Origin of the sequence: Sporosarcina aquimarina (genome assembly GCF_019748715.1) — a bacterium.
Taxonomy (GTDB): Bacteria; Bacillota; Bacilli; order Bacillales_A; family Planococcaceae; genus Sporosarcina; species Sporosarcina newyorkensis.
In genome coordinates, this window is record NZ_JACLBZ010000038.1 from 1 (window position 1) to 24,693 (window position 24,693).

The following is a 24,693-nucleotide window of genomic DNA, read 5'->3' on the forward strand; positions in this document are numbered from 1 at the left end:
TCATGTGTTGCACTTAATATTACAATTCGTCTCATACTAATAGTATTAGGAATACTAGTGATCATTGGTCAAGTATTGCTGTATTTAAAACGCTTTGGAGATAAAAGAGGTGTATGGATTCAAAATATACTTCTGAATTTACTGATCGGCTTTATATCGTATACATCCTTTCCGGATAACTATACTGCCAGTAAAATGATTGCGTTGGTGCTCTTCGCAGCAGGAGTAGTAGGCTTTATTATGAGCATCGTTGGGAAAAAAACGACTGTGGGTGCGAAGCTGTTGATATCGATTTCTGTAATCGGCGGATATTTATTTTTAATCTTCAGCATATGAAATTAAAAGGCTATCACTGAAATTTTCCAGTGATAGCCTTTTTATCATTTCACAAGTTCTCGTTTCAAAAAATCAACTTCTGGATAATAAGCATCTTTCACAAGCAAATTCGGTCCAAGACAGCGGACAGCAGGGCAGTGACAGCTCACACTTTTTGCAAGTGGATGTTGTTGCCATCGATCATACAGTTCAGGCAAATGATCCGTCTGAATATTTCCTAGAGGCGGTACATCGCCAAAATCTGTGACAATTACATCTCCCGTAAAAATATTAACATTCAAACGAGAGCGACCGTCCGGATCATTGCGCACAGTGACATTTTTACTTGCTGCAAGTTTTGCAAACAACTCTTGATCACGGGCATCTTGACTGCAATTGTAGAACGGCAATGTTCCAAATAACATCCAGGTATTTTCATCGCGATAGGAAAGAAGATCTGTGATGGCCTGCCGTGTTTCGTCAAGTGATAGTACGTCTAGAGAAGAAGCGAAATCGCTTGGATACATAGGGTGGACTTCATGGCGTCCACATTTCATTTCATTGACAATTTGCTCATGAATGGTTTTCAAATGAGGCAAAGTTCGACGATTCAGCATCGTCTCGGCAGACACCATGACACCCATTTCCGATAAAGCTTTACTGTTTTCGATCATGCGTGCAAACTGGGCCGCGCGTCGGTCACGGGATGGTTGTCGTTCCATTCTGGCAAAGCCGCCATCAATGAAATCATCGACTGTACCCCAGTTATGCGAAATATGTAACACATCCAAATAAGGAGCAATCAGTTCATAGCGATCAAATGGCATCGTTAAATTCGAATTCACTTGCGTCTTAAGTTGTCGTGAATGCGCATATTGCAATAGAGGTACGACATATCGCTCGACAGATTTCTTCGAAAACATCGGCTCACCGCCAGTTAAACTGATTGTCCGCAAATGGGGAATTTCATCCAGTTTCTGAAGTAGTAATTCAATCGGCAACGCGTCCGGATCTTTCGGTTGAAGCATATAACCGACTGCACAATGCTCACAGCGCATATTACATAGATATGTCGTAGTAAATTCAATACTGGACAGCACTTGTTTTCCATGTGTGTCCACGTCATTATAGGCTTCCCAAGCATCTGATAAATGGGGAGTGGATAGTACCATTATTCAAACTCCTAACTTGTTAGTTCTGTTGCAGAACATATTCGGTAATCTCTTTTGCATACTTATTCATGGAAGAAGGAGAGACGTCAAAATGTTCTGCAATGTCCTTCCATGTCATCGTGAGTGGCTCAAACAACTCGTTTTCTTGTCCGTAACGGATGGCACCTGCTGCAATCGCCACTTCTTTCCGTGCATTCGGCTGCTGTTCTACTAAAAAGTCTTCAATGAGTTCAAGCAATGCATCAGATTGTCGTTCACTCATCTCTAAGAACTCCGCAGCTGCTTGCAGAACGCCAGACTCGAATTCAGTGAACTCGTCTCCTGCATAACCGTTTTCTCCAAGCTTCACCCAAAACGACATTGTATGTTCTTTTACCTGATCAATCGAATTCGCAAATTGTTTGATAGCTTCCGAATGATCGGTAGGGAAGAAAATCAAACTGGATACAGCTAAATAATTACCCTCTTCTGTTCCGTCTGGCAGCAAGAAACAATAAAAATGAACGCCAGCTGGAACCGGTTTTTCGCTTTCTTTCCACAACTGAATCGTTTCATCACCGATGATGCTTGCGGCGGTCATATACGTCTCATCTACAGCTGTCACTTTGCCGATGAAAACGCGTGGATGCGCCCATTGATCCAGCAAACCTAAAATTGAAGGCCGTACTTGTTTCTTCTTTTGCTTTTCAATATAACTTTCCCATATATCCGAACGTTGATGGAAGAAAAATTCATCCAACGCAATCGCTTCAATCATATCTTCAGTTAAATATTCACGCAAAGAGGATTTCCAGGAATCCGCGAAGTCAATGAACTCTGATACATCCTTACGTTCAGGATACGTATCATAGAACGTCTGCAATAAGCGTTCCATTTCTTCGGTTTGTACTTCTTCAACAGATACCGCCTGCTTTGATTCGCAACACTTTTTATATTTCTTTCCACTGCCACAAGGGCATGGTTCGTTTCGTCCTACCATACATACACTTCCTTTGATAAATTAACACATAGTCTAGTGTACCAAACGATAGATGAGATGGCATTGGATTTGTATGGCGAGGATTAAAATGAATAACTCTGAATATACAAACAGTCGGCGAAATGATACGCTACTGAATAGTAAAAGAGTAAGGCAACAGGGGGAGGGAATAGAGTGACATATCTGTCTACTGGCGAACTAGCAAAGCGTCTGGAAGTATCGGTCCGAACATTACGTTACTATGATCAAATTGGCTTGGTTCAACCTACTGAAAGAGGCAACGGAGGTAAGCGTTTATATACTGAGGACGATATTTTTACGTTAGAGAAGATCCTCATACTGAAGGACCTATCATTATCTCTCGAAGACAGTAAGCAAATTATTCAGGAGCAATCGATGGCGTCAATCTTATCGGCACACAGATCATCTTTAACTGAACAAGTAGAAACATTGGATGAGTCAATACGGCATACTACCTCGCTCATTCATGTGCTAGAGCTCGAGGGGGAAATAAAATGGCAAGACTTATTAACTTTAGTAGTGGACCACAAGAAAGAAAAGAATTGGGCTTTCTATTTTACTGATGAAGAGCAACAACTGCTTGAAATGCAGCTGCCTTCTTTAGAGAGCCAAGACATTTCCACGAAAAAATGGATGAATTTGATTAAACGGATCGAGCTATGTATTAAGAATGGCGCTTCTCCAAAGTCGGAAGAAGCGCAAATTATTATGGATGATATGAATATTCTTTCCGATGAGACGTTTAATGGTGACCAGGAGCTCATGGATAAGTTTTGGGAAGTGAGAAAATCTGGAGAAGCTTCTGCTGAACTTCGACTGTACCCAATTCGGCAAGAAATCATTGATTTCATTGAGCAAGCGTTATCAGTCTAACTCAATCCATTAAGCGAAAGCGGTTAGAAACAAGGCTATGGCATTAAATGTGCCGTGAATTATCATGCCTGGAAAAACGGATCCTGTCTTTTCATAGGTCCATGAGAAGAGGAGTCCAGAGACAAATGTGATAGGTAATACATTATAAGTAGGAATATGGACCAACATAAAGATGAAGGAACTCCCCATCATTCCCAAAGCTAGACCGTAACGGCTTCTAAACCAGCGATACAGAAAGCCACGGTAAAAAATTTCCTCATACACTGGAGAAATAATGCTGGCTGAAACAAATGCAATGAAGAATGTGAGTGGTGAAAGATGAGTTTGTACACTTTCCGTTTTACTGTTATCTACACCAATCCCGACAAATGACATTAAGAAAACCATTAGGATACTGCCAATGATCAACACAACAGTCCATCCAATAATCGATCCCCAATACGAACGAGAAAAACGATTTAATCCAACATCTCTCCATCCGAGCTGCTTTGGACGTAATGCCACTACATAAAGTCCCGTCATGAAAATAATAGACATGATTAAGCCAATGAGTGTGCCGGAATATAAATCGTTTTGAAATAGGTCGGTTAGGTAGTTCATCAAAAGGTATTCGATGAAAAAGGGAATGAGCACTAACACAAGAAATAAAAGTTGAAACAATTCCTTTTTGCCCCAAGGCGAAGTTTTGAAAAATGAAAGCATAGTATTTCCTCCTCATACGGTGTTAATTTAAGTGTATGAGGTGACGCTACGTAACCTGCAAGAGATAGTTTCAATAAAAATAAAAAAGATGCTTTCCAAAATAGAAAGCATCAGCAGTTTAACTTTGTCATGCAGTACTTGTAGAAGTATTCTCATATGCGACGAGTGTCACACCTAATTCATTCTCCAAACGATTTAGTGCATGAAGTTCCTCTTCTCCCAACTTTGCAATTGGTGCTTCAATCTTTGCCATATACATCTTCCTTTCTGAATTTGTACATAAGGTGGCTGAATGAGGACAGATTATACAAACGAATATAAATTAGGAGGCAGCATCATGTACGACCCAACTGTTTTTGAAAACCTTAAAGTAGCATTCGAAAATCATGTCTATGATTTGGATAATCTAGAACGTACGATTTCCATCTTGAACCGTACCGATCAGTTAGATTTAGCAGTCATGTCAAGAAAATTCTCTATACAATTTTCATTAGTAAGCCATCCCGCTGTGAGCGTGGAGATTGCGCTGAATTCATCGCTTCAAGAATTGGCGGATGAAATACTAGAAGCGAAAGGAACAGAGCCAGGCTGCTTATTGTCTTTGCGCGTCCTTATAAATGTGCAGGACATGGATACACAATGTGAGCAGGTCGAAAACATTATTCAGACGATCTGGGAAAATGATATCGAATATAGGCAGACGCTGAGTTTTCATTATGGACAGACAGAGCCTGGTTTTCTAAACACGGTAGAAATCGACTTTAAACCGAAATTGACGGAAGAGCATATGGTAGAGATTGGAGAGTTTTTGCAGCATGTACTGGAGATGCTTGTTCGAATAAGTGAAATATAAAAACACAGCTGTCCTGAATGTAGAAAAATGCTTTTAGTGACAGCTGTATTCCTTAGGAACAAGCGAGAAAATCAGGTGAATATACCAAAGTCCCATTGCACATATTCTCGCCGTCATGACAACTATCTAGAATGTACAAAAAGCATTTCTCCGACAAAAAAAGACGGTCTGAGAAGTCGGATAGAAATGACTTCACGAACTGCCTTCTTATTCTATATGCTTCCGTAAAAAAGACTCGATACCAGGATAGCTCTCATATTCAATTATAAAGTGTAATTTATCATTATCTAAGAGTCGGTGTTTAACTATTTGACTCAGTGCCAAAACTAAACATTTTTCGGCAGGTATTTCTTCAGATGATACATATACACCCGGTTCCAAAAGATGCAGCAAGTTCTCATTCTGTTCTTCTTCGACCAGTGGCAAGACGGCATTTTCAATAATACCTTCTTGAACAAGCAATAGAAGTGCTAGACTCAAGCAACTTTTCTGTGCCCGTAATGTTTTGTCATCGACTGTCCGAATTATCGGTGGCTCGGGTTCAGGCGGATTAAGCAAAACCTGCTCTAATGCCCAAATATAATCCGTACCATCTGGGCTGGGTCCGCTCGGGTCGCCAAACTGTGTCGCACAGCCACATTTCAAACAAATCGCGGTATAGTCCACAAAAAACACATCAATCCCTGGCTTTTCTACGTTTTTATACGTGTGATAGGGCAAAAACACATCATTTGCGCAAAAGCGGCAAATGAGCGGCTGGCCGAGAATCCAAACCCTGCTTTCATCGCAAATCAACTCGTCTACCATCACGTTTTCACCTCGATGTAAACAATATTCGTTTTTGTACCGTCTGTTTTCTCTTGCACAAGTTGAGTCGTACTGCAAACCTTGCACATCAAGGATTGCAAAGTCAGTTGCTCTCGATCTATCTTCTTTGGCAATTCCAAATCCAAATAGATTTCACGATGATGGAACATTTTACCATCGCATAATGTACAACATAGCCGTTTACCTAGAATTTCCACTTCGTAAATCCCGCGTCTTCTGACCAAACCCGCACCTCCCTCATTTTTTGAAACGGTTTCCTGTATTCGAATACACAACGGCGAAAACAACAAGCAGGACAAAGAGAGCAAGCCCTACTACAAATAAAATTTGCTGATTGAGCAATTCACTCAATGCAAACAAACCTATGCAAAAACTCAATCCATACATAATTTTTGACATGAATTTACATAATGAAAGTTCATCAATCATCGCTTTTTTCTCTTCAGGCATCGTATTATAACCCGAAAGAAGAAATGCACCTTTTCCTTGAGAGAGATAGAAAGCGAAGATCAAAAAGGCGATCATTAGTACAGTATCGATCATAGCTCCTGTCATGGCCGACCCTCATTTCCCAACATTTAATGTGATAGTTTAACAAGTAGATCACTTTTCTACATAAAGGAAAAAATGATAATAATAAAAAGATTCGCAGTGAAATGCGATATAGCACTGATCCAAATATTAGTTGTTTTGTAAAATACGATACCATACAACATACTATTAATGAAAATAAAGAACATATCGTAACTGATAACAGCAAAGTTACCTACAGTATAATGAGCGATGGAAAATAGGAAAGAAGTTAAAATTAAGGCGGGAAGGATGGGCAGCCGTGTGCTTAATTGCTTTTGGAAAAAACCGCGCCATGCAATTTCTTCGCCCAATGCTAAAATGGCCAGTTGAAGGATAAGTGCGAATAGCGTATCTAATGAAATCATGGTACCTGTTCTACCGATAAGATGTTCTATGAATTCGGGCAGGAATAGTGTTGCTAAAATAATACAAAATAGGTTCATGAGTAAGGGCGAAAAGATCCAGAACCATAGTGATTTGTTTTTGAAATTCGGTCCAATTGTTTTCAAGCTAAGACTAGTATCAGGAGAGGTAGTTTTATCTGCTACTCTACTGGTAATAAAAAAAGTAATACCAAGAATAACAGATATACCGCCAATAGTTAATCCGAAAAAGTTGGCAAAGGAAACAATCACCATAGCAGACATGGCAACTAAATAAAAATCTTTAGTCTCGGACATAATCATCTAACTCCTTGCCTATAGAATGTTATAAATTTTTCTCATTGATTAACCCAACCACGGTCATAATAAGGATACGTTTTACTGTATTATAAGTTTCATTTATTGGTAGTAAATAACTCTATGCCTTCGTCTTGCTTTTAGAAACATTATGCACTAATAAAAAAGTAGCCGACTAAATGCATAGTGCTTTCACTACGAGTTAGTTGACTCCATTTTTTGAAAAATTCAACTTACCATAGATGAGATGAACTTTATAGTTAATTTTGAAGTCAAGGATGATAAAGAACGTCAAGCATGTCTTAGATTCACTAGGATTGAAGTTCTTTATCCTGGTATGAAAGTGATTGTAAAAGTTAAATGGGTTACAACACTTTTATTCGCTATATATTAAGATTTATATATAGCAAAGTAAAGGTCAATCATTCCATAATAGATAAAAGGTGGTGTTTTAATCATGTAAAGTGTGTAGAGTAAAGTAATTGATCTAATACTTAACCTGCGATGTTGCGGTATTTTTCTTTTTATAATATACAGTAGATTGTTTATTCTGGGACAATGAATTTCAATTGATCAGCGAGTTTTGGAGCAATTTGTAAAGATGGTAATCGGCAAATTCTTCACCTTTGCAGTTCCCTGCCAATTCCAATTAATTGCGTATTTATTGTTCAGGTTGTATGACCTCCATTTATTAGTTAATTATATTGGGTGAGTTTGATGCTGGGCATGGCGCGGCTGTATGGCTATATCAGTCTGGAGTCTTGCTAAGAGGAATTCATCAATTGATTCCAACCCATTTGCATTCAGATCCTATCGTAGGCATACCTGACGTGCTGTTTATGGCTACCATATCGATTATAAGGAGTACTTATGACAATAATTTAATAGTACATGCTAAGGGGGCAGATATCATTATTCACGAAGTTGGTGTCGTTCCCCCGGATAAACTAAAATCATTGAAAGAATTACAACTTATTATGTCTAAGCCATACTTTCCCGGAAGATGTAGGAAAAGTATTAACCTAAACAAAGCTGAAGTTGGCCGTAAACACACACCTTGTTCTGCTTGGTGGTTTTAATTTAGAAAATGCTGAACTAATAGGAAGAAAGAAATAGACATACTCAGGTGAGATTGTTGAGGGTAAAGACGTTATATCAATTAATATAGGGGATGAAAAAATGGAAGTTGAGTAATTCAACGAAATTAATTGAACGAATCATTAAGCCTATGCATGAAATAAAGTTCCCCAAGTATAAATCAAGATTTAGAGAAAGACTAGGAATTAAACATTTCATCTATGTTAGGGAGTGTTGGGTATCAATACAACAGAAAAAAATAACGTAATACGGATTGCTTACGGTACAAATGAAAACCAGTTTGGCGATTTACGAATTCCAGATGGAAAAGGTCCGTTTCCAGTAGCGATGATTATTCACGGTGGTTTCTGGAGAGAAAGGTTTGATCTAGAGCAAATGAATAAAATGGCCGAAGCATTCACTGCGAAGGGCATCGCGACTTGGAATGTAGAATATCGACGAGTTGGCCAGGAAGGAGGAGGCTGGCCGGGGACATTTTTAGACAACGCGGCAGCAGTCGATCATATTCGGGTTCTTACAAAATCGTATCCGCTTGACGTAAATCGAGTGATTACGATCGGCCATTCGGCAGGAGGCCATCTTGCTCTATGGCTGGCAGCTAGACATAAACTTCCTGCAAATAGTATGTTACAAACATCTGAACATCCTTTGCCTTTAAAAGGAGTCATCAGTCTTGCAGGAGCGAACGATTTGAAGATGATGCATGATATTCATCAATGGACAGAGACGTTGTTCGGTATTGTCGATAATCCGACTCGTGACTTATTAGGCGGGAAGCCGAATGAACAGGCAAATCGGTACAAGGAAGGATCGCCATATGAGCTTTTGCCGATTGGAATACCACTCGTTCTCATTCATGGAAGCCTAGATGTCAATGTCCCCATAGGTTTAAGTGAACACTTTGAGAAGGAGGCCATCAAGGAAGGGGATTCGATTACTCTGAAAATCATTCCGACGGCAGAGCATTTCAAATTAATTCTACCAGAGACAGAATCATGGTTAGTTTTATTAGAATCAGCTAATACATTATTAGGAAATAAACATTAGAAAGGTTATGAGATTTTTTACTCATAACCTTTTTTTGGAGAATACTTGATGTAAGGATAAAAGATAATCCACATTGTAATCGAAATTTGTATTTAATGTTCGGATTTCTTTAAGTCGCTGTCTATCTTTGATTTCAAGTACATCGCCGACTACATCAATAATTCCTTCTTTTCGCCACTTATTGATGACCTGATTGACACTTTTTCGAGAAATTCCAACGAATTCGGCAAAGTTAGTCTGTGTAAACGGGATCACTTCTCCGATTTCACTGTCTAACTTTATTGTAAAATGAGCTATTTTTTGTTCAATGTTGCCATTCATGAAAGTAACAATTTCTGCCATGGTTCGGAGTTTGAACAGAAGAGCTTTTGTAAAAACGAGTCTAGCCTCTGGAAATGCGTCGCATACTTCATTATAGGCAAGGTCGGAAAAATAATACACTACAGAGGAGCGCACTGCTCTTGCGTTGGTGATATAGGGTTCATGAAATATGCCTGGTTCGCCGAATAGCATGCCTTCCGTGATATAGTTTATTACGTGTTCGTTACCATCGGTAGAAATGATTGAATTCATGATTAATCCATTATTTAAATAATAGAACCCTTTCCCTTCCTCATGCTGTTGATAGACAAAGACCCCCTGATCAAGATCCAACTGTTGACCAAAATCGAGGTATGGTTGCCAAGAATAACGTAGTTGCACTAGACCTTTTCTCTCCCTTATTAATAGAGTCCTTCAGCGTATTTTTTTAGAACGGTTGGATTTTTGATGGAAAAGGACTTTCCTGTGTTTTCAATATATCCATTTTCACTCCACTCTTTGAAGATCTTATAAATTGTAATTCGTGTAAGCCCCGTGCTGCTGGCTATATCTTTTTGAAGTAAAGGGATATCATACTGGCTAAATTCATCATAAATATTTAAAAGCAGTATTGCTAATTTTTGTTCTGCCGGTAACCTTTCTGCATTAATTTTTGAGGCAAACGTATTCATCTCGTTAATGACCGATTGCAGAAAGAGTTGATTTATTGTAGGTTTCTGAAGCATTATTTCTTCAATTGTATTATAGGGGAAAAAGTAGAGAACCGAATCCTCAATAGTCTTTGCCGTCGTATAATGGACAAGTTGATCCATGGCTTGTATACCTACTAACTGGGTAGGCAAGACTATTTTGAGCAGTAAGTCACTACGACCCGCAGTCGTTGTCATAACTTTAACCAACCCTTTTTTAAGATAGTAAAAACCATCACCAATTTCCCCCTGTTTATAAATTACGGAATTCTTTTCCAGAAACTGACGACTGCCATACTTTACGAACTCCTCCCAATTAATATTAAATTCATTAAGTAAAGTCATAGTTTTCAGCTCCTTTATATTAAATACAGGGAAAATTTAGTATGAAAAGATTCCAAAGCTATAATGAAATTTGAATAAATAACATTCGATCATTTTGGAATCTTCAGAAATATTTACTTGTAAAAGTTAAGTGGGTTACACCGTTTTCACTCAATATATATTAAGATTAATATACGGTGATGGGAAAGTCAATTATCCATTCAATATGTAAAGGAGGGTGTTTCTAGCATTAAAAAGAGTGAAGAATAAAGTATAAGATGTTTCTGTAGATTTGTTTGAACATGCTTTCATTTGCATGCAACGGAAAAATAATAAAGGGGATGGCGACATGAATATTCAAGAAAAAAACACATTAAATTCGATTGAAATGAACGGTCAAGAGATTACATTCGATATACACGGTGATGCAGATGGACCGGTAATTTTATTATTATCGGGTTGGGCACAAGACCACCGTTTATTTAAGCATATTGTCGAGCCTTTAAGCAAACGGCACAAAGTACTTCGCATGAATTATCGCGGGCACACGGACCCATTAACATTCCCAGAAGATTTCGGTCCATCTGATCAAGCAGACGATATTATCGGGGTGCTAGATGCGCTGAATATTAAGCAAGTGATCCCGGTATCCACTTCTCACGGTGGTTGGGCAAACATGGAAATCACGGATCGACTTGGTATAGAGCGGATACCACAAACCATAGTCATTGACTGGATCATGATAGAAGCGACAGGGGAATTCGTGAAGAGTTTGCAGGATATCCGAAATCCCAATACATGGTTCCAAGCACGCCGTGATCTTTTCAATCATTGGATTGGTATTAGTGACAACAAAGATGTGAAAGATCATTTGGATATCGAAATGGCAAGCTGGGGATTTGACATGTGGGAGCGTTCCTGCCGACGGATTGAGGAAGCCTATAACTACTGGAGCTCTCCGCTAAAGCGAATGAAGGCCCTGGAAGAGAAGCGCCCAATTGTGCATATTTATTCTCAAGCTGCAGTAGAAGGTTATGAGGATATCCAGCAAAAATTCGCAGACGAAAATCCGTGGTTTGACTTTAAAGTCATCAAAGGGGATACTCACTTCCCTACATTGGAGTCTCCGGATGCAGTTGTTGATCGTATTAATGAATTTGTGGCTGCGCACTCATTAGTAAGTAAGTAATCGAGCTGATAGAAAAGGTATTATGTAAAAACACATAATCCCTTGTAAATAAAAATGACGATAGAAAAAGCATACTATTGATATGATAGACATCAAAACTTTACTTAGACAGGAGGACGTTATCGTGGCAAAGAAAAAAGTGATTATAGCGGGAGCAGGATTGTCAGGTTTAACTTTTGCTACAGCGCTTGCTCAACGTGGTTGGGATGTTCAAATCTTTGAAAGATCCTCAGATTTGAGGGAAGTTGGAGCTGGGCTGTATACATGGGAAAACGGGTTAAAAGTGTTGGAGTCCATTGATGTTTTTGACGAGGCATCCCAAAATATAGAATTTATTACGAACCTCGATATGATTGATAATACGTACGGGCTGATGCATTCCACTAAATTCACGAATGAAAGCCGCTTTTGTGTAATTCCACGTCGAGATGTCTATAAAGCATTAGTAAATGCCTGCAAGCGTGCAGGAGTAAAGATCGAAACAAACGCTGAGACCGTATCAGTCGATCCTTCTGGAGTCATTCAATTACGAGATGGAAGAAAATATAAGGCAGATTTAATTATTGGTGCTGATGGAGTTCATTCTAACGTTCGTAATTCACTGAATATTGGAAGAAAGGAAGTCATAGGCAATGGGGCATGGCGTGCTTTGATTCCAAGAATTGATGAAGATAAAAAGGGGATTGCAGAAGAACATTGGAATGACTACCGCCGAATTGGAATCGCACCATCAACAGACAAATATCGTTATGTATACTTAACCGGGATGACTTCGGATAAAGAAGCACTTTCGGAGCCGTTTAACAAAGAGGCATGGTTATCCTCTTTCCCTCATCTGGAATCCGTCCTGGAGAGGATCGATGATTGCAGACTGGACAAAAACTTTTATTATATTTATTTGAATTCATGGAAAAGAGGAAGAGTCGCTTTGCTTGGGGATGCTGCCCACGGAATGGAACCGAATCTCGGACAGGGGGCCGGAGTCAGTATTACGAGTGCGTTAGAGCTTGCGATACAATTGGAACGGTATGATATTGAAGATGCTCTTGATAGCTGGGAGAAGATAATGAAGCCTGCGGCGGACACAACTCAAATGTTTTCTAGAATCTATGGCGCAGCCGCATCCAATTGGCCAAAAGAGTTATTAGGAATTCGCCCCGAAATTGTAAGCAAATCAATGGGATCTGACAATATTGATTTAATGATGAGCACGGCAGCGAGATATGTCACCGGTTTAAATGCGTCGGTATTCATTTAAAAAAGTGTTGGGTAGAAACGCTATCTGCCAAGGATATGGAAACTTAGAAGGACGCAAGTCGACTAGTCATTCAGAAACATAAGTTTGAAATGGCTCTTACATCTTAGGCTAGTTATGTTGATTACTTAAAGGTTTTGTAAGCGCATTCACAGAATGGATAAAACACAAAAAATACCTTGCAAAAATGAATGCCTCAAATAAAGGTATGAAGGTATATCTACTTGGACGGATTTAAAGAGCTATGAAAGCTGATTCATCAATCTTTCACCATATTACTCCGATATTGTCATTGATTTCATTAGTATTTTTTGGGAAAAGGAGGAATTTTGTATGAATAATAATCTGGAGATCCAGAACACTGGAGATAGAAAAAAGCTACTTTTAGGAATTATCATTATGCTGATTGCTGCTACCCTTTTTGGTACATTAGGAACTTTGACAAACCTTGCCGTCCAGGCAGGACTAAGTCCTGTTGCGTTTGCAATGTGGCGTGAATTACTTGGAACCATTTCCTTAATCATTTTACTCGCATTCGGTTTAGGAAAAACAACCAAGGCAGATCGGATATCTTTATCGAAAATCCCTAGAAATCAAATCCGTAACCTGGTGATTGCGTCACTTGCTTTTTCAGCCTATAGCTTGGCCATGTTCTATGCTTTTGTTGAATTGTCCGTAGCTCTAGCGATGCTATTATTCTATACCTTTCCAGCAATTGTTACAATACTTTGTGCAATTACCGGTGTAGAACGATTAAACTCACCCAAAGTGATTGCGTTGATCCTCTCCCTGATTGGTGGTGCTTTAGCTGTTTTTGGGCAGTTGCTTGGACAAAGCGTCCAAATAAGTACCCTTGGAATTGTCCTTGCACTTGGAGCTGCGCTAGGCATGTCTGTATTTTATATGATTGGTAGGAGCGGCTACCAAAGTTTACCACCCACTTATGCTACAACGTTCTTCTTAGCAGCCGGGACTATTGTATTTGCCATTTGCGGAGTAGTCTTTGGAGAGGGTGCTACATTGATTGCACCATTTGTCGATACGTCTGCATACGTGTGGTTTATTCTCGTATTTGCTGGGTTAGCCGGAGCTGCAATTCCAACGATGTTAATGATAACGAGTATTCGGATGATTGGGGCTTCACGAGCTTCAACCATGCAAATATTTGAACCGGTCGTTGCCGCAGTTTTTGCAGCTATCTTTCTTGGGCAACAGATCTATTCCATTCAAATTGTTGGTGGAATTTTGATTATTTGCGCTGCATATATCCTTCAGCGTAAAACGAAAGAATCGAGCGTAGAGTCATTATCAGTTCCCGCCATTGGTATTCAGAAAGTTGAATGAAATTTAATTCCAATGTCATTATGATTACCATTTCCCAATAGTAGAGTTGGCGATAAATTACCAAATGAAAAATAACTTAATGCATTAAGCGATTAACAGAGGAACGTCCAACCGGGGCGTTCTTTTTTGATTTCTGGCTAAGAAATATTTAGGGAGGAAGTTGAAAAGGGAAAGTAAATGTAGATTTATCTTCCGGACAGTATGTCCGTGTGGATATACTATTGCATCTGTTTCAGCTTTATGGCCACAAAAACAATAAATAAATTATTATATTTGAGAGAAATCATTGGAGGTCACATAATAAGCGGAAGAAAATTAGCGGAAATCAAGAAAATAATCAATACCATTAAATTCACAATATCTCTAGTTACGGTCAACCTTCATCTTCTAATGAAACCAAATGAGGCCGACTCCATCTTTAAGAGTCGACCTAGCTTTAAACAATCAAGAAGCGGTTTGTTCCTGATGATTATTATTTCTCTTAGCAGACATAGAAAGTGAAATCACCGCGCAAATAAACGCGATAATGACAATACTCCCACCAACTGCCGGCATACTCGTTACACTGCCTGTCTGACTGAAAACCATTCCGCCTACACCGGAGCCAAGCGCAATTCCGACTTGTAAAGCGGAATTGTTAAAGCTTTGATGAATATCCGATGAGACCGGATCACTTGTAATAATGTAATCCTGCTGTGCAGGTGCCAACGCCCAGCTGAGTGCGCCCCAAACCATCATAAACACAATGAAAAGCGGAATCGAGAATGTAGAATAGGGAAGTGCGAACAAACTAATCGCGAATGCTCCCAAAATGACCAAAATACTTTTCTTCGAGCCCAAGCGTGAAGCGAGTCCTCCGCCAAAAGCACCGCCGCCAACTGCCGCCAGTCCAAACAAAAAGTAGAATACACTGATCCAATAAGGACTCAATTGCATGGTTGTCTCAAGGAACGGAGTGAAGTATGCATACACCGTATAATGCCCAGCAAGCATAAACATCGTTGCCAAATGTGCAAAGAAAATCTTTTTATTGGCAAGGGCTTTAATTTGAGCTGAAAGAGGCTGCACTTCACCAGTTGGGATGGTTTCCAAGAATTTTGCGATCAACAGAATCGAACCGATGGTCAAAATCGCAATCCCTAAAAATACAGAACGCCATCCAAACGCATTCGTGACCACGATTCCAATCGGCACACCGAGCACGAGCGATGAACTGATTCCCATATAAATATAACCAAGCGCTTTCGCCCGGTACTTAGGCTCCACTAGACGCGCCGTAATCGTCAGCGAAAGCACAATGACTAGCGCCGCACTCGCGGCCGTCAAAACACGTGCTGCCATCATCAAACCGAATGAAGGGCTGAAATACGTCAGGACATTTCCAATGAAGAAAACTCCGAGCGCAATCAAGTACAATTTTTTGCGTTCCACTTTCGCCGTCAGTGACAGCAACACAGGACCTGCAATAGCATACACAAGAGCGAAAACTGTAATTAATTGTCCCGCTGTCGCGATCGAAACATTCAAATCGTCCGCAACGACAGGCAAAATCCCGCCTACAACGAGCTCCACGAGACCCACTGTAATGGCAGACACTGCTAATAAAAATACTCTGAAATCCACTTTAATACCTCCCGCTTAAGTTGCAAACATTCTATGTTGAATAGAAAAATCCCGATTACAAAAATAACTTTTGTAATCAGGAGATTGACGGTTCCTGGTAGAGACCCCCGAACCATATTATCGGGGTTATACATGTTGATTCCCATAATGAAATTTTCTATTGATCAATTTATCATGGATTTGGGGAGTTGGCAAGGTTGGGGGCCCCTTTTACGAATAGTAAACGATATGAAGATTCTGTATAATATAGGTAATGAGATGTAGCAGAGCGGAGATTGATGAAATATGTATTCTCAAAATCCGCATGATGAGTTTTTCAGAGTAACATTATCGCATGTAGGAATAGCGAAAGACCTTCTATATAGTTATTTGCCCCATACTGTGATGGGAGCAATAGACTTGAACACTTTAGAACCGCAAAAAGATAGTTTCATTAATCATGATTTATACAGGTGCTTAGGAGGGATAAGCATGTCAATATTTATAGAACCCTTTTTCACTTTCTTGAAAACACCAATATTTTGGATTTTAATTTTCCTAATGATTCTTAGTGTATGGTCTAATCGCCAAATGCCAAAGTGGCGGGGTAGTTGGGGAGAGCGACAGGTAAATCGATTGCTAACCCAATTAGGTCCTGAGTATAAAGTGTGGCATGATGTGTATGTTTGGAATAAAGAATATGGTATGACACAGATCGATCATCTGGTCGTATCTCCATATGGCTTGCATGTCATTGAGACAAAACACTATAGCGGCTGGATTTTTGGGTCCGAACGTCAAAAGTATTGGACACAAGTAATCTATAAGAAGAAACAGAGAATGTATAATCCCATTCGACAGAATTATGGACATGTCCAAGCGATTAAAAACTATTTGCGAGACAATGAATTGAATACATATTCTATTATTGCTTTTTCGCCCAGTGTTGAATTCAAATTCAAAGAGCCTTTTAAGACGGCGAAAGTTGTTCATTTTAATGAGCTCATAACTGTCATTTAGGAACAGAGTATACCTGTCGTCAACGCAGAGAAATTGCAGAAAATACAACTAGAAATAGATCGATTGGTACTAGCTGATCCTAAAGAAAAAAGACGGATTCAAAAAGAGCATGTTAAACAGGTAGCAGGAAAACAGCGAGAGAGTGGAAAAAGTGTAAGAGTAGCTGCGGAATCTTCAGCTATTGAACCAAAAAGCAAAAAGGGAATATGCCCGCGTTGTAATGGACATCTAGTAGTTCGCAACGGGAAAAACGGTTCATTCATTGGTTGTAATCAATTTCCAAAATGTCGCTATACAACAGAAGTGATTTTGTGAAAAGTATAAAGTTGTTGCTAAGTCTAAGTACCAGCATTTAAAGACAAAACCGAATTACAAGAGTAAGTGATTGCACCTGCTGAAATTGGATACTCATCAAGGCATTTACTGATAGTAATAATACTGCATGGATATCCTCCCATTTTCCAAATGATCTATCTTCTCATGTTATGGAGGGGAGGGATATAGTTTATCTGTGTTCTTTAATGGATTGAATCGTTATACGATGAAGGTAACAGTTGCTTGCATAGGTACCCGATTCAAAACTCTTTTCAGTTGTCAAGCGAGACGTTATCAAGTATAATTCCCTGATAAACTGTGCTACTAAATGGACGATAAAGGATGGATATATATGACATTTGAAGAAGTGTTGCCGCGTTTAAAGACTGGCGAGAAAGTGATTCGCAGCGGTTGGGGCGGAGCTGAGTTGTATGTGAAGCTAGTAGGAGAAAGTGAGCATGATGGAAAGAAGTTGAATCCTTATTTCTTGATTAATGTGACAGGTGAGGGTTACACCATGTTTACTCCTACAGTTTGTGATTTGTTAGCGGAAGATTGGATTATTGTAAAATAAGACAGATGAATCAAAGCTCATGAGCAATCATGAGCTTTTTTAATAGGAGGAAGTTATGAAATTTGAAGAATATGTGGGGAAGACAGTTGTTGTAACAGGTGCTGCATCGGGAATTGGAAAGGCACAATCGCTTGCGTTTTTGGAGAATGGAGCGAATGTATTTGCGTTAGATATAAATGAGGACGAGCTTCTGAATATGAAGCGGGCATACCCTGTACAGTTTGCGTATTCAATTGGTAGTATAAGTTCAAATGAAGACGTGACGCATACCGTTGCGGAGGCACTTGCGACATTTGGTCAAATTGATATTTTATTGAATACGGCTGGGCTTCTGGATGGCTTTGCTAAAACGCTTGATACGGATGAAGTGCTTTGGGATCGGATTATGGATACGAATGTTAAAGGGACATATTTTATGACCAATGCTGTTTTACCTCATATGATCGCTCGGAAATCGGGTGTTATTGTCAATATGGCATCTATCGCGGGGCTTGTTGGAGGCGGTGGTGGTGCGGCGTATACAGCTTCAAAACATGCGATTGTAGGTTATACAAAACAGGTGGACTTGGATTATTGCCGTGAAGGAATCCGTGTCAATGCAATTGCGCCGGGAGCGATTCAGACGCCGATGAACAAAGCGGATTTTGAGGGCGAGGGCGAAATGGCGAAGTGGGTGGCAGAGGAGACACCGGCTGGACGCTGGGCGCAACCAAGTGAAGTCGCTGACCTAACGCTATATTTAGCCAGTCAAACTGCTGACTATATTCATGGTACCGTCATTCCGATTGACGGAGGATGGACAGCCAAATAATTCTTTTTTCATATATGACTTTCTGCTATACTATGCATGCAAGCAAATCCTGCTTGCACTGCGGCACTTTTGATTGAGCGAAAGGCTCATTCTTCCTTTGGCCGTAGTTATTACTGGAATAGCATATGCTATTTCACAAAGGAGAAAATAAAATGAGTATGTCTTTTGTAAAAGATTCACAAAAGAGTGCAGTGAGTGAGCTGACGAAAACAGCGCTTGTTGCGGCTTTATATGTGACAGTTACGGTAATGTTTTCAGTCATTAGTTTTGGAGCAGTTCAGCTGCGTCTATCAGAGATGTTCAACTATCTTGCATTGTACAATAAACGTTATGTGGTTGCTGTAACGTTAGGTGTGATGTTCGCGAACTTTATGTCGCCGACTTGGCTGTTGGATGTTCCAGTGGGTACTATAGCTACATTCCTTGCGTTACTTCTTTGCCGGGTAGTGACGAAGAATATTCAGAATGATATTGTGAAAATGGCGATTACTGCCATTATCTTCGCATTGTCGATGTTTACAATCGCTGGTCAATTGACAATTATTCTAGGTCTGCCGTTTTGGGCGACTTGGGTTACAGTTGGAATCGGTGAATTATTGTCTATGACAGTTGGCGGAATGATTATATATACGTTGAATAAAAAAATAGACTTATCTAAATAAAAAAGGCACATTCGCTAGTTGCGAGTGTGCTTTTTTGCGTTTAACTAAACGAATGCTCAGGCTTGAGACTCTAGCTCACTATCAAAGATTTCAAAGGGTTTTCTGTTAATTGAATCATTTACAAATCAAACGGTTTTTACCGTACAAAAAGATTATACCGTAAAAAGTATTGTAAACACTATCAGAAATCTGTTAACATAATGGAGTGTCAAAAAATAAATTGAAATGAATCTTAGGCGTTTCACCCGTAACTTCAAGAAAGTGAGAGGAAATATGATAGAACTTCGAAAAGTGAATAAAGTTTATGAGGACGGTACTCATGTATTGAAAGACATCGATCTCCTGTTTGAAAGCGGTAAAATTAATGTTTTGATCGGACCAAGTGGATGCGGAAAAACGACCACAATGCGACTGCTGAATCGGTTGACCGAGCATACAGGCGGCGAGATTTTCATTGATGAGAAGAATATTGCGGATTTCAATCCGATTGAGTTACGTCGCCATATGGGGTATGTAATTCAAAGTATTGGGCTGTTTCCGCATATGACGATCTACGATAATGTGGCAACAGTGCCGCGCTTATTGAAATGGGATAAGTCTAAAATCGACAAGCGTGTGAATGAACTGCTGGAGCTGGTTAATTTAAACCCTGAGCAATATAAAAAACGATACCCGTCAGAATTGAGTGGCGGACAACAGCAACGGATCGGTGTGGCTAGAGCGCTGGCAGCTGAACCGGCAACGATCCTGATGGATGAACCGTTCAGTGCGTTGGATCCGATCAGTCGAGATCAGCTGCAAAATGAATTGGTTCGTCTGCAAGAGGACATTCAGAAAACGATTATCTTTGTAACACATGATATGGACGAAGCGTTGAAAATTGCCGATCAGATTATTTTGATGAAAGATGGAAGGGTGGTCCAAAAAGGAACACCGCGTGAAATATTGACGAATCCAGCGAATGATTTTGTCAGAGAGTTTATCGGGGAGGAACGATTGAAAACTGCAGAACCATTGCCTTCATTAAGTAATTTCATCGATCCTACGATACAAGCAATCCACTTATCCGAATCCAAAGAATCGGTAATTAAGAAATTGATGGAACAACAATGTTTTACATACCCGCTAGTCGATGAGACTAATCAATTCCTTGGACAGCTTTCATTGCAAAAGATTATGAATGAGTCATCTGTTCATTTAGAGGATTTTGTCGATCCATCTGTGCAAGCGTTAACAACTGATCAAGATATTGAGGATGTTTTAGAATACTTAGAAAAACATAAGCATCACAGTCTACCAGTTGTTGACAACGAGAATATGTTCGTAGGAATGATCGACATGAAGGAACTGTTTCGATCGGTTCGTTCTGTCTATGGGAAACGTGGTGGAAATTAAATGGAGTTTATACGAAACTATTTTGAATTTTGGAGGGATCGATATCCGTCCATTTTGGAATATGCAGTACAACATTTGATTATGTCTGCCCTTAGTTTGGTAATCGGAATACTTGTGACGATTCCCCTTGCTATATTATTAACTCGTTTGAAACGTAACTTTCTAAAAAGCCTCGTTTTTAACATCGCAAACGTATTTCAGACAGTTCCTACCATTGCAATGTTAGCGCTGATGATTCCTATCCTCGGGATCGGTATGAAGCCGGCGGTTACAGCAATGTTTTTATACTCACTCCTGCCTTTACTTCGAAACACCTATGCAGGTATCCAGTCTATCGATTCAGGTATTGTAGATGCAGCAAAAGGAATGGGCTATAACTCTTTTCAAAGTTTGATTAAAGTCGAACTTCCTTTAGCGATGCCTTATATTATGTCGGGGATTCGCGTGACTTCTGTGTACATCATTAGCTGGGTCACGATGGCTGCAGTGATAGGAGCTGGGGGGCTGGGAGGTTTGATCATTTCCGGCATTGGATTTAATGATAAAAACTTGATTTTCACGGGTACGCTTCTGGCGATTGTGTTGGCAGTAGCAACAGATTTGCTTTTTGCACGTTTTGAAAAATCAAGAAATCGAACTAGGAGGAAGACAATCTAATGAAGAAACTTACATTATTATGTACATCCTTATTGCTGTTAGTGGTTTTAACAGCGTGTGGTGGGAAAGATAAAGAAACGGCTGCTGGTGGAACTTTTTTTGAAATGGGGACACAAGATTACACCGACCCTAAAATTATCGCATATATGGTGAAAGAGCTTGTAGAAGACCAAACAGACCACGAAGTGAATGTCACAGAAAATATCCAAGCGAGCCCATTAATTATCACTGCAATGGATAAAGGCGACTTTGATTTGGCGACTCTTTATTCCGGAGAAGTATATAACAATCATTTTGATGATGATCAAGTAGAATATACAACAGATCCTGACAAAACTCTTGAACAGGCTCAAAAGTTATTCGATGAAAAATTCAACTTGAAATGGTTTGACTCGCTAGGCTTTGAAAATAAGTATACGATTGCCATTACTGAAGACTTGGCGAAAAAGAAAAACATCGAAACAATGACGGATCTTGGAAAGTATGCGAAAGATTTGACGATTGGTACGGACTCCGCTTGGATTGAACGCGGAGATGACGGATACCGTGCATTCCAGGAACACTACGACTATTCATTCAAGAAGGCGAATGGTTTGGAAATTTCTTTGATGTATGAAGGCTTGAAATTAAGGGAGTTGGATGCGATTACTGCGTATTCAGTGGATCCAGAAATTAAAGAATTAAACTTAAGAGTCTTGGAGGATGATAAAGGTTTCTTCCCTCCATCAACTGCTTCCCTAGTGGCAAGAGAAGATACGCTGAAAGATTATCCTGAATTAGAAGAAATTATAAATTCATTGACAGATCAAATTAATGAAGAAGAAATGACGCAAATGATTTATGAAGTAGATATTGAAAAGCAAGAACCGAAAGATGTAGCAAAAAAATTCTTAATTGAAAAAGGTCTGTTGAAATAAGGAGAATGTAAATGGAGTTACTGACAGAGTTAATGCAGTATATAATGAATAACCAGTCGGAGCTGCTAGCTTTAACGGTTGAGCATATCCTGTTAGTCATTTATGGAGTGGTCTTAGCGTTTATTGTCGGGGTTCCATTGGCAATTTTGGCGGTTAAAATTCCGCGGTTGGCACCGGTTATATTGTCGGTCGCGAACATCTTGCAAAATGTCCCGAGTCTCGCGATGTTGGCGATTCTCATGCTGTATTTCGGATTAGGGAATACTGCAGTGATTATCGGATTGTTCTTTTACTCATTACTGCCAATCATTCGTAACACGTATGTAGGATTGCAGGAAGTGAGTGGCAGTCTGCTAGATGCGGGCAAAGGTGTCGGCATGAATTCGTTTCAGTTGCTGACAAAGGTCCAAATCCCTCTTTCTTTACCATTTATCGTGGCGGGATTACGGGTTGCTGCAGTTATTGCAGTCGGAGTAGCTTCGATTGCGCCTTATATCGGTGGCGGTGGATTAGGGAAGGAAATTGTCTCAGGAATTGCACAGCGTTCTGATATCAAGATACTAGCCGGTGCGATACCCGCAGCTTTATTAGCAATTCTCGCAGATTATCTCCTAGGATTTGTGGAAAAATATACGAAGAAAAGAACGGCTTAAAAAGGTGGAATTCGTTTGAAGGAAGAATTATTTACTCGCCTGGAGGATGGCTACGAAGAAATGATCGAGTTGCGTCGAGAGTTTCATATGTATCCCGAGCTCTCCTTCCAAGAGGTGAATACTGCAAAAAAAATCGCTGATTACCAAAGGAAGCTGGGACTAGAAGTGCAAACAGATGTCGGAGGGAATGGAGTCGTTGCCACGCTACGCGGAAAACATCCAGGAAAGACGATAGCGATCCGTGCTGATTTTGATGCGCTTCCGATATGGGAAGAGAATGACGTACCTTATAAATCGAAAAATCCTGGAGTTATGCATGCATGCGGACATGACGCGCATACGGCGATCGCATTGGGGCTATCTAAAGCACTGGTTGAGATGAAAGAACAGCTTACTGGAAATGTTATATTTATCCACCAGCACGCTGAGGAAGAAGATCCAGGTGGTGCGAAATCTATGATTGAATCAGGAGCCTTGTCTGGTGTTGATGTGATTTTTGCTACACATATGGAAAATTATATTCCGGTAGATCATCTCCTGTACAATGAGAACTATATATTAGGTGCATGCGATGATTTTACGATTGATATTCTAGGTTTTGGCGGACACGGTGCATTTCCGCAAGACACGGTAGATGTCATTGCAGTAGGTGCCCAGCTAATAAGTAACTTACATCAAATTACTAGCAGAAAAGTAGATCCTCTACAATCGGCTGTGTTATCAATAGGTGCCTTTCATGCGGGGGAAGCGGCAAATGTCATACCGGAAAAGGCCCAACTCAAAGGGACCGTCCGTACGTTTGACGAGGGAGTTCGCCAAGAGATGCATAAGTGGGTGCAAACAATCACTTCTCATACTTGTCAGGCATTTGGTGCAACGTATGAAATGGACTATATGTTTGGCTATCCAGCAACAAAAAACGATCCAACGATTACAAAGCTGATGGTGAACGCAGCGGAAGAAGTTCTGCCGGCTGAAAACATCCAAGAGGTAAAGCCAAATATGGGTGCAGAAGATTTCTCGTACTTCCTACAGCAAGTACCAGGGACTTACTTCTTCATAGGTTCTGCCAATGAAGAAAAAGGTTTGATCTATCCCTATCATCATCCCAAATTTGACATTGATGAAAAAGCATTACTAAACGGTGCAAAAGTACTTGCTTCTAGTATGGTTGACTATTGGAAAACATATAATAAGGGCTAATGCTTAGTATATAAAAATGCCTCCTCTTACTGTTTAAAATGGTAAGGGGGGGCATTTGTTATCATGGTACAATAACCAGTAAATCGACGATTGTTTCATCGTTTGATCTAAGTTAACTTCTTCCGCAGAGAATAAGCACGGGGATAACGTATCGTCGTAAAAGAAAAGCGGATACCTTTCTCGTAAAAAGACTGGGGACACAATATATATTTATCTTAGGGAGTCTTATAGAGAAAACAAGTAAGTAAAACATCACTAATGTCGCATAAATAGGTTCAAAATATTCCGTCCAAACTTTTCGGCTTTTAAGTGAAAAAACGAAGACAGCTGAACAGAGACAGTAAGCATCCATTTTTTTACTATACCTTTTGGCTACTGTGACAAAAACTGATTGCCTGCGTTACGGCACGCTTTTTCCTTCAATTTTTCGAAGCCAGATATGCGCGGACTTCCACAAAGAAGCTTTCAAATAGCGGCTAATCTGCAAGTAGGTTCGCTTACTTCCAGTCCGCAGCTGGGCAAGGACATTCAGGCAGTAGACGATCATCGCGAGGTACACTTGGTTGTGTACGCCCTGCTGACTTTGTGCGTAGAACTTCTTGATGTTCAAATGCTGTTTCA

28 protein-coding genes, 2 pseudogenes and 1 riboswitch are annotated in these 24,693 nt (G+C 39.9%); of the genes and pseudogenes, 18 read left to right on the forward strand and 12 right to left on the reverse strand.

Annotated elements, in window-relative coordinates; translation table 11 throughout:
• The coding region (locus H7J92_RS16415; protein WP_221838043.1) for a hypothetical protein at nucleotides 1-336 on the forward strand (336 nt) is incomplete at its 5' end.
• Nucleotides 337-380: 44 nt separating this feature from the next.
• On the opposite strand, the gene yfkAB is transcribed toward H7J92_RS16415, so the two are convergent.
• Together yfkAB and H7J92_RS16425 are read right to left on the reverse strand one after the other, a co-directional pair.
• Nucleotides 381-1,487 carry a radical SAM/CxCxxxxC motif protein YfkAB gene (yfkAB, locus tag H7J92_RS16420; protein WP_221838045.1) on the reverse strand — a complete coding sequence of 369 codons (1,107 nt, stop codon included), beginning with the start codon at nucleotides 1,485-1,487 and terminating at the stop codon, nucleotides 381-383.
• Between the two features lie 19 nt (nucleotides 1,488-1,506).
• Nucleotides 1,507-2,466, reverse strand: a complete 960-nt coding sequence (locus H7J92_RS16425; protein ID WP_221838048.1) for an SEC-C metal-binding domain-containing protein — start codon at nucleotides 2,464-2,466, stop codon at nucleotides 1,507-1,509.
• A gap of 174 nt (nucleotides 2,467-2,640) precedes the next feature.
• Between H7J92_RS16425 and H7J92_RS16430 the strand changes: the two genes are divergently transcribed.
• Complete coding sequence (locus H7J92_RS16430) at nucleotides 2,641-3,360, forward strand: MerR family transcriptional regulator (protein ID WP_078818087.1); 720 nt, start codon at nucleotides 2,641-2,643, stop codon at nucleotides 3,358-3,360.
• Between the two features lie 9 nt (nucleotides 3,361-3,369).
• On the opposite strand, the gene H7J92_RS16435 is transcribed toward H7J92_RS16430, so the two are convergent.
• Both H7J92_RS16435 and H7J92_RS17885 read right to left on the reverse strand, forming a co-directional pair.
• Nucleotides 3,370-4,062: a CPBP family intramembrane glutamic endopeptidase gene (locus H7J92_RS16435; RefSeq protein ID WP_221838051.1), complete on the reverse strand. Its 693-nt coding sequence runs from the start codon at nucleotides 4,060-4,062 to the stop codon at nucleotides 3,370-3,372.
• Between the two features lie 127 nt (nucleotides 4,063-4,189).
• Complete coding sequence (locus tag H7J92_RS17885; RefSeq protein ID WP_281250670.1) at nucleotides 4,190-4,315, reverse strand: hypothetical protein; 126 nt, start codon at nucleotides 4,313-4,315, stop codon at nucleotides 4,190-4,192.
• 84 nt (nucleotides 4,316-4,399) lie between these two features.
• Here H7J92_RS17885 and H7J92_RS16440 point away from each other — a divergent pair, with 84 nt between their 5' ends.
• Nucleotides 4,400-4,915 (forward strand): hypothetical protein, encoded by a 516-nt coding sequence (locus tag H7J92_RS16440; RefSeq protein ID WP_246603087.1) that lies wholly within the window; start codon nucleotides 4,400-4,402, stop codon nucleotides 4,913-4,915.
• A 207-nt stretch (nucleotides 4,916-5,122) separates the two neighbouring features.
• Here H7J92_RS16440 and H7J92_RS16445 read toward each other — a convergent pair whose 3' ends face one another.
• The 4 genes from H7J92_RS16445 to H7J92_RS16460 are packed head-to-tail and all read right to left on the reverse strand — an operon-like array spanning nucleotide 5,123 to nucleotide 6,996.
• A complete protein-coding gene (locus tag H7J92_RS16445; RefSeq protein ID WP_221838054.1) occupies nucleotides 5,123-5,722 on the reverse strand; it encodes a hypothetical protein in 600 nt (199 codons plus the stop codon).
• Nucleotides 5,722-5,967 carry a hypothetical protein gene (locus H7J92_RS16450; RefSeq protein WP_221838055.1) on the reverse strand — a complete coding sequence of 82 codons (246 nt, stop codon included), beginning with the start codon at nucleotides 5,965-5,967 and terminating at the stop codon, nucleotides 5,722-5,724. Before H7J92_RS16450 ends, H7J92_RS16445 begins: the two co-directional genes overlap by 1 nt.
• Nucleotides 5,968-5,980: 13 nt before the next feature.
• Entirely contained in the window at nucleotides 5,981-6,298 is a 318-nt protein-coding gene (locus tag H7J92_RS16455) for a DUF3784 domain-containing protein (RefSeq protein WP_221838056.1), read from the reverse strand.
• A gap of 56 nt (nucleotides 6,299-6,354) precedes the next feature.
• A complete protein-coding gene (locus H7J92_RS16460; protein WP_221838057.1) occupies nucleotides 6,355-6,996 on the reverse strand; it encodes a CPBP family intramembrane glutamic endopeptidase in 642 nt (213 codons plus the stop codon).
• Nucleotides 6,997-8,307: 1,311 nt separating this feature from the next.
• Between H7J92_RS16460 and H7J92_RS16465 the strand changes: the two genes are divergently transcribed.
• Nucleotides 8,308-9,141 carry an alpha/beta hydrolase family protein gene (locus H7J92_RS16465; protein ID WP_246603088.1) on the forward strand — a complete coding sequence of 278 codons (834 nt, stop codon included), beginning with the start codon at nucleotides 8,308-8,310 and terminating at the stop codon, nucleotides 9,139-9,141.
• A 21-nt stretch (nucleotides 9,142-9,162) separates the two neighbouring features.
• Here H7J92_RS16465 and H7J92_RS16470 read toward each other — a convergent pair whose 3' ends face one another.
• The gene (locus H7J92_RS16470; RefSeq protein ID WP_221838058.1) at nucleotides 9,163-9,843 is read right to left on the reverse strand and encodes a Crp/Fnr family transcriptional regulator; all 681 of its coding nucleotides are present in this window, start codon (nucleotides 9,841-9,843) and stop codon (nucleotides 9,163-9,165) included.
• 20 nt (nucleotides 9,844-9,863) lie between these two features.
• Nucleotides 9,864-10,496 carry a Crp/Fnr family transcriptional regulator gene (locus tag H7J92_RS16475; RefSeq protein WP_221838059.1) on the reverse strand — a complete coding sequence of 211 codons (633 nt, stop codon included), beginning with the start codon at nucleotides 10,494-10,496 and terminating at the stop codon, nucleotides 9,864-9,866.
• A gap of 328 nt (nucleotides 10,497-10,824) precedes the next feature.
• Between H7J92_RS16475 and H7J92_RS16480 the strand changes: the two genes are divergently transcribed.
• The 3 genes from H7J92_RS16480 (at nucleotide 10,825) to H7J92_RS16490 (ending at nucleotide 14,263) form a co-directional block, all read left to right on the forward strand.
• Entirely contained in the window at nucleotides 10,825-11,664 is an 840-nt protein-coding gene (locus H7J92_RS16480) for an alpha/beta fold hydrolase (RefSeq protein ID WP_221838060.1), read from the forward strand.
• Nucleotides 11,665-11,788: 124 nt separating this feature from the next.
• Nucleotides 11,789-12,922 (forward strand): FAD-dependent oxidoreductase, encoded by a 1,134-nt coding sequence (locus H7J92_RS16485; RefSeq protein ID WP_221838061.1) that lies wholly within the window; start codon nucleotides 11,789-11,791, stop codon nucleotides 12,920-12,922.
• 330 nt (nucleotides 12,923-13,252) lie between these two features.
• Entirely contained in the window at nucleotides 13,253-14,263 is a 1,011-nt protein-coding gene (locus H7J92_RS16490) for a DMT family transporter (RefSeq protein WP_221838062.1), read from the forward strand.
• 444 nt (nucleotides 14,264-14,707) lie between these two features.
• Here the strand turns inward: H7J92_RS16490 and H7J92_RS16495 are convergent, their stop codons facing one another.
• Entirely contained in the window at nucleotides 14,708-15,886 is a 1,179-nt protein-coding gene (locus tag H7J92_RS16495; RefSeq protein WP_221838063.1) for an MFS transporter, read from the reverse strand.
• A 53-nt stretch (nucleotides 15,887-15,939) separates the two neighbouring features.
• A riboswitch (purine riboswitch) is annotated at nucleotides 15,940-16,040 on the reverse strand.
• A 131-nt stretch (nucleotides 16,041-16,171) separates the two neighbouring features.
• On the opposite strand from H7J92_RS16495, the pseudogene H7J92_RS17740 reads away from it, so the two are divergent.
• The 11 genes and pseudogenes from H7J92_RS17740 to H7J92_RS16545 form a co-directional block, all read left to right on the forward strand.
• Nucleotides 16,172-16,330: pseudogene (locus H7J92_RS17740) on the forward strand (Rpn family recombination-promoting nuclease/putative transposase); the annotation flags it as partial.
• 27 nt (nucleotides 16,331-16,357) lie between these two features.
• Nucleotides 16,358-16,885: a nuclease-related domain-containing protein gene (locus H7J92_RS16500; RefSeq protein ID WP_246603098.1), complete on the forward strand. Its 528-nt coding sequence runs from the start codon at nucleotides 16,358-16,360 to the stop codon at nucleotides 16,883-16,885.
• A 63-nt stretch (nucleotides 16,886-16,948) separates the two neighbouring features.
• Nucleotides 16,949-17,200 (forward strand): topoisomerase DNA-binding C4 zinc finger domain-containing protein, encoded by a 252-nt coding sequence (locus H7J92_RS16505; RefSeq protein ID WP_246603092.1) that lies wholly within the window; start codon nucleotides 16,949-16,951, stop codon nucleotides 17,198-17,200.
• A 352-nt stretch (nucleotides 17,201-17,552) separates the two neighbouring features.
• Nucleotides 17,553-17,774: a DUF2829 domain-containing protein gene (locus H7J92_RS16510; protein WP_221838065.1), complete on the forward strand. Its 222-nt coding sequence runs from the start codon at nucleotides 17,553-17,555 to the stop codon at nucleotides 17,772-17,774.
• Nucleotides 17,775-17,829: 55 nt separating this feature from the next.
• Nucleotides 17,830-18,585 (forward strand): 3-oxoacyl-ACP reductase, encoded by a 756-nt coding sequence (locus H7J92_RS16515; protein ID WP_221838066.1) that lies wholly within the window; start codon nucleotides 17,830-17,832, stop codon nucleotides 18,583-18,585.
• A 152-nt stretch (nucleotides 18,586-18,737) separates the two neighbouring features.
• Nucleotides 18,738-19,247 carry a QueT transporter family protein gene (locus H7J92_RS16520; RefSeq protein ID WP_221838067.1) on the forward strand — a complete coding sequence of 170 codons (510 nt, stop codon included), beginning with the start codon at nucleotides 18,738-18,740 and terminating at the stop codon, nucleotides 19,245-19,247.
• 273 nt (nucleotides 19,248-19,520) lie between these two features.
• Nucleotides 19,521-20,642: an ABC transporter ATP-binding protein gene (locus tag H7J92_RS16525; protein ID WP_221838068.1), complete on the forward strand. Its 1,122-nt coding sequence runs from the start codon at nucleotides 19,521-19,523 to the stop codon at nucleotides 20,640-20,642.
• On the forward strand, nucleotides 20,643-21,299 hold the full coding sequence (locus tag H7J92_RS16530; RefSeq protein WP_221838070.1) for an ABC transporter permease: 657 nt from the start codon (nucleotides 20,643-20,645) through the stop codon (nucleotides 21,297-21,299). It begins immediately after the preceding gene.
• Entirely contained in the window at nucleotides 21,299-22,216 is a 918-nt protein-coding gene (locus H7J92_RS16535; RefSeq protein ID WP_221838072.1) for an ABC transporter substrate-binding protein, read from the forward strand. The genes H7J92_RS16530 and H7J92_RS16535 overlap by 1 nt, the downstream gene beginning before the upstream one ends.
• An 11-nt stretch (nucleotides 22,217-22,227) precedes the next feature.
• Entirely contained in the window at nucleotides 22,228-22,869 is a 642-nt protein-coding gene (locus tag H7J92_RS16540; RefSeq protein ID WP_221838074.1) for an ABC transporter permease, read from the forward strand.
• Between the two features lie 15 nt (nucleotides 22,870-22,884).
• Complete coding sequence (locus H7J92_RS16545) at nucleotides 22,885-24,072, forward strand: M20 family metallopeptidase (RefSeq protein ID WP_281422310.1); 1,188 nt, start codon at nucleotides 22,885-22,887, stop codon at nucleotides 24,070-24,072.
• A 400-nt stretch (nucleotides 24,073-24,472) separates the two neighbouring features.
• Here the strand turns inward: H7J92_RS16545 and H7J92_RS16550 are convergent.
• A pseudogene (locus tag H7J92_RS16550) lies at nucleotides 24,473-24,693 on the reverse strand (IS4 family transposase); the annotation flags it as partial.